Genomic DNA, 5,145 nt, shown 5'->3' with positions numbered 1-5,145 from the left:
AGGCTGCCCTGTAGTTCGGCCCTGAGGTCGGGGGTGAGGACGGTGCCTGCGCGGTCGACGAGCAGGGCCATTTCGTAGCCGACGAGGCCGATGTCGCACTCGGGGTGGGCGAGTACGGCCAGGGAGGAGCCGTCGGAGACGGACATGATGAAGAGGAAGCCGCGTTCCATCTCGACGACGGTCTGGTTGACGCTGCCGCCTTCGAAGATGCGGGAGGCTCCGGCGGTCAGTGAGGTCAGGCCGGAGGCGACGGCGGCGAGCTGGTCGGCGCGGTCGCGGGGGAATCCGTCGGACATCGCGAGCAGCAGGCCGTCGGCGGAGACCACCACGGTGTGGGACACCCCGGGGGTGTTGTCCACGAAGTTGGTGATCAACCAGTTCAGGTTCTGTGCCGCCTGGCTCATCGGACTCAACTTAGCGCTCCTGGTTCTGGGGGCCGCCGAAGTTGCGGTCGGTGGCCTGTCCGTTCGTGTCAGTTCCAGCAGTGCGCCCTTGCTGGACGCCACGCCGCAGGTTACTCAACCTGCCGCGGACGTCCTCGGGTGCGCGGGAGACCTGTGGGCCGCCCTGCGGGGTCTGCGTCGCGGTACCCGGGACCAGGTTGGCCTTGGGCACCCGCCGTGGCAGGCCGGAGGGGGTGACCCCGCCTGCCTTCGGCTCGCGGACCGCCTCGGCCCGCTGCCAGTTCTCGTCGTTGTTCGACCGCCACCCGGACGGGTCCGGCTGCGGCTGGTTCTGAGGCTCGGGTGACTCCTGAGCAGGCTGTTCCTGAGGTGAATTGCGGGGCGTCCGGTCCCGGCGCGGCAGTCCGGCGTCCGTCAGCGAGGGGGAGCCTACGCTCTCGGACGGCTGCTCGGGGAGCCCGTTGAAGTCGCCGGAACCGAAGTTTCGGTCGTACCCGGGGTCGTAGACCATCTCGGACTGATCGTCCCGCGGTCCGTACGACTGCGCGAAGAATCCGTTCTGCGGATACGGAGCGCTCTCCTGCTGCGCCGGATAGCCCTGCTGGGCGTAGCCGCCCTGGAAGCCCTGCTCGTACGTCTGCTGCTGGTAACCGGCGTCGAAGCTCTGGTCGTACGAACCAGCGGGTTCGTAGCCGCTGTGGGGCTCGTAGGGGCCTTCCTGAGCCTGCTGCGGCTGCTGCTCGGCCTCCCTGGGGGCCTGCGGCTGTTCGAAGGGCTGCCGCGGGTCGAACGCACCCTGCGGCTGCTGTTCGAACGACGGTTGCCCGTACGGCTGCTGCCCCTCCTCCTGGTCGGCGGAGACCGCCGCCTCCAGCTGCGCCCTGCGGCCCTCGCGGCGCAGCGAGCGGCCCACCGGGTCGAGCGCCGGGGAGCCCTCCGCCTCAAGTGCCGCGGGCTGCTCGTAGCGCGAGTCGTCGAAGCCCAGCTCCGCGGCGGTGCGCCGGCCCAGCTCCGCGGCCTCGTAGGTGCGGGCGTGCGCGGGCTCCTCCGGCGCCTCAGGAACGATCCGCGACACGGTGAAGTCGTTCTCACTGTCGGGCAGTTCGTCGTCGCCGCCACCGCCGTGGGTGATCGGCTCCGGCAGCATCACCAGCGAGGTGGTGCCGGCCTGCTCGCCGGAGGGCCGCAACTGCACCCGGATGCCGTGCCGGTCGGACAGCCGGCCGACCACGAACAGGCCCATCCGCTTGGCGATCTCCACGTCCACCGTGGGCGGCTCGGCCAGCTTGTGGTTGATGTCCGCGAAGTCCTCCGCGGTCAGCCCGATGCCCTTGTCGTGGATCTCGATCATCACCCGGCCGTCCGGCAGCCGGGTCGCGGTCACCCGCACCTTGGTCTGCGGCGACGAGAAGGTGGTGGCGTTCTCCAGCAGCTCGGCCAGCAGGTGCACCAGGTCGCTCACCGCGCTGCCGTGGATGTCGCTGTCCGGGATGCCGACCAGCTCGATGCGGTCGTACGCCTCCACCTCGGACGCCGCCGCCCGCAGCACGTCCACCAGCGGCACCGCCTGATTCCACTGCCTGGCCGGCTCCTCGCCCGCCAGCACCAGCAGGTTCTCGCCGTTGCGCCGCATGCGCGTGGCGAGGTGGTCCATCTTGAACAGGTTCTCCAGCTGGTCCGGGTCCGCCTCGTTGTTCTCCAGCTCGGTGATCAGCGTGAGCTGGCGCTGGATGAGGCCCTGGTTGCGCAGCGAGAGGTTGGTGAAGATCGCGTTGACGTTGCCCCGCAGCAGCGCCTGCTCGGCGGCCAGCCGGACCGCCTCGCGGTGCACCTGGTCGAAGGCCCTGGCGACCTCGCCGATCTCGTCCTGGGTGTTGATCGGGATCGGTGCCACCGAGGTGTCCACCCGGCCCGGGTCGGTACGCGACAGCTGGTCGACCATGCTCGGCAGCCGGGTCTCGGCGATCTCGAAGGCCGCCCCGCGCAGCCGCCGCATGCTGCGGCTCATGGAGCGCGCCATCAGGCCGGCCACGATGAAGGCGAGGATCAGCGCGACCACCACGATCGCGGAGTTGACGAGCGCGTCCCGCTTGGCGTTGGAGGCGATCTTCGCCGCGTCACCCGCGGCGTGGTCGGCCAGGTTCACCTCGACGGTGCGGAAGGCGTCGAAGGACAGCGTGGAGGCCGCGAAGTAGGTCTCCGGGGTGATGCCCTCGGCCGCCAGCTGGGCGGTGGTACGGCCCGGGGTGGCGATCTCGCTGACCATCTTGGTCAGCTCCGGCGGCACCACGAAGGCCTGCCCGGCGGCGACCGCCTTCTCCTTGGCCGCCGCGGTCTGGTCGCGGCCCTTCTGCAGCGCCGCGTTCTGCGCGTCCTTGAGGTTCTGCACGTCGGCCGCGGTACCGCCGCCGTTGTACTCCTCGAGGGCGATGCCCTCCAGGTACTGGTACGAGCCGAGCGAGGTCTTCTGCAGCGCCAGCTCGGTCCGCGAGGGCTTGTTCTCCGTCAGGATGTGCATGCCGATCGACCGGGTCAGCGACTCGGCTGCCTTCGACAGCGAGACGGCGTAGAGCGTGCGGCCGTAGGCGGTGATGTTGCTGGTGCCGTATCCCAGCTCGTTGGCCAGCTCCATCAGCGGGTGCTGGATCTTGACGTACCACTCCTCGGTCTGCACACCGGAGAGCTGGCGGGTGTAGGCGGCCTTGCGGAGGTTGGCCAGCTCCGGCTCCACCGTGCGGAAGTTGGCCATCCGGCGTTCCAGGCCCGCCTCGTGCGGCATCCGGGCCGCGGCGGCGTCGAAGGCCTGGGCGGCGGCGTCGGTGGCGGCCCGCGAGGTGGTGACGGCCGGGTCGGTGCGCTTGCCCGCGAGCAGCGGAACCACCGTGAGGTCGCGCTCGTTGATCAGTGCGTTGCCGTACGTCGCCGCGGCCCTGACCAGGTCGGCGGTGCGCACGGCGTCATCGGCCTGGTTCCAGGTGTCCACCGAGCTGTTGACCCGGAAGCCGCCGAAGACCAGGGCGACGAGCACGGGTATCAGGAGGATGGCGTTCAGCCGGGTCGCCACGCGCCAGTTGCGCAGGTTGAACCGGCCGCCGGGGTCCGGCAGTGCCGGTGCCTGCGCCGCCCGGTCCGCGGGACTGCCCCCGGGGCGCTGGGGCGGCGTGAAATTCCCCCGCGGGCCGTGCTGCGCACCCGCTTCGGCTCGCCTCGTGTTCCTCACTGGACCAACAACCTCTCGGCGACGGCACAACAAAGGCCGTTACTACTCTCGGGTTCTGCGAATTCCAGCACGCGAAGGGGGTACTGGCCAAACGTCCGGCACCGGCGCACGTACGGGTGTTCGGTGGAAAACGGAACCGGCAAAGGCCGCGAAGTGGGGCGAAAACGCCCAAGAGCGTGTGCGCTGCGGCACCGGCTGAGCGCGAGCCGTGTTCTCGGCCGGCGGAAATTCTGTCGAAACGTTATGAAGGCGGGCCGGCCGTGTCCGACGACACAACCGGCCCCCATGGCCTTCGACGTGGCAAGTTGCCAACGGCACGTGCTATTTGAGCCGTGCCAGCAGCGCATGCTCGACCAGCGTGATCAGCGCGCTCTTCGCCTCGCCGCGGTGGCGGGCGTCCGTGGTGATGATCGGTGCCTCGGGGCCGATCTGCAGGGCCTCGCGCACCTCCTCGGGGCGGTACGGCTGGTGGCCGTCGAAGCCGTTGAGCGCGATGACGAACGGCAGGCCGCTGTTCTCGAAGTAGTCGACCGCGGGGAAGCAGTCCGCGAGACGCCGGGTGTCCACCAGCACCACGGCGCCGATCGCGCCGCGCACCAGGTCGTCCCACATGAACCAGAAGCGGTCCTGTCCCGGGGTGCCGAACAGGTAGAGGATCAGGTCGTCGTCCAGCGTGATCCGGCCGAAGTCCATGGCCACCGTGGTGGTCGTCTTGTCCTGGACGTGGCTGAGATCGTCGATCCCGGCCGACGCCGAGGTCATCACCGCCTCGGTACGCAGCGGGTTGATCTCGGACACGGCACCGACGAAGGTCGTCTTGCCCACGCCGAACCCGCCGGCCACCACGATCTTCGCGGAGGTGGTCGAACGCGCCGGCGGCGCACCGTACGCAGGCTGCGGCTGCGCCCTAGAGCTTCCGAAGTCCACTGAGCACCCTCTCAAGCAGTGTCACATCAGGCTGGCCGCCGGCCTCGCCGCTGCCGGGCTGGTGAATGGCGACCATGCCGGCCTCGGCGAGGTCGGCCACGAGAATCCGGGCCACACCCAGCGGGATGGCCAGCAGCGCCGAGATCTCGGCCACCGACTTGATCTCCCGCGTCAGGTGGCAGATCCGCTGGTGCTCGGGAAGCAGCCCCGCGTACTGCGCCGGGTCGGCTGTGGTGCTGACCAGCGCCTCTATCGCGAGCTGATAGCGCGGCCTGGTCCGGCCACCGGTCATGGCGTACGGCCGCACCAGCGGCTGATCACCTTCCACTCCGTACGGCGCGTGGTGGGACGCGCCGTACGGGCCTTGGCCCGGCGAGGCGGGTGGCGGGGTCATGAGGGTCCTCCGTGTCCGGGCAGTGCGTGTCGCGGTGCGGAAAAACGGGAACAAACGGGCGGATGGGCGGATCCGGGCAGGGACCGGGGTGGACTTCAGTGCATGAGGCTGCCCTGTAGTTCGGCCCTGAGGTCGGGGGTGAGGACGGTGCCTGCGCGGTCGACGAGCAGGGCCATTTCGTAGCCGACGAGGCCGATGTC

The 5,145-nt window shown here is 70.0% G+C and carries 4 protein-coding genes and 1 pseudogene; all 5 read right to left on the bottom strand.

Annotated elements, in window-relative coordinates; all coding sequences use genetic code 11:
- Positions 1-404 (bottom strand): roadblock/LC7 domain-containing protein (locus tag BUE44_RS35510; RefSeq protein ID WP_073503132.1); only part of this gene is annotated, 404 nt, incomplete at its 3' end.
- A gap of 10 nt (positions 405-414) precedes the next feature.
- Positions 415-3,624, bottom strand: a complete 3,210-nt coding sequence (locus BUE44_RS35505) for a nitrate- and nitrite sensing domain-containing protein (RefSeq protein ID WP_073503131.1) — start codon at positions 3,622-3,624, stop codon at positions 415-417.
- 321 nt (positions 3,625-3,945) lie between these two features.
- The gene (locus BUE44_RS35500; protein ID WP_073503130.1) at positions 3,946-4,551 is read right to left on the bottom strand and encodes a GTP-binding protein; all 606 of its coding nucleotides are present in this window, start codon (positions 4,549-4,551) and stop codon (positions 3,946-3,948) included.
- Positions 4,532-4,945 (bottom strand): DUF742 domain-containing protein, encoded by a 414-nt coding sequence (locus tag BUE44_RS35495; protein WP_073503129.1) that lies wholly within the window; start codon positions 4,943-4,945, stop codon positions 4,532-4,534. Before BUE44_RS35495 ends, BUE44_RS35500 begins: the two co-directional genes overlap by 20 nt.
- Before the next feature lie 95 nt (positions 4,946-5,040).
- A pseudogene (locus BUE44_RS35490) lies at positions 5,041-5,145 on the bottom strand (roadblock/LC7 domain-containing protein); the annotation flags it as partial.

The organism is Actinacidiphila paucisporea (genome assembly GCF_900142575.1).
Classification (GTDB): domain Bacteria; phylum Actinomycetota; class Actinomycetes; order Streptomycetales; family Streptomycetaceae; genus Actinacidiphila; species Actinacidiphila paucisporea.
Note: the sequence above shows the minus strand (reverse complement) of the source record. Positions and strands in the feature narration are given on the sequence as shown.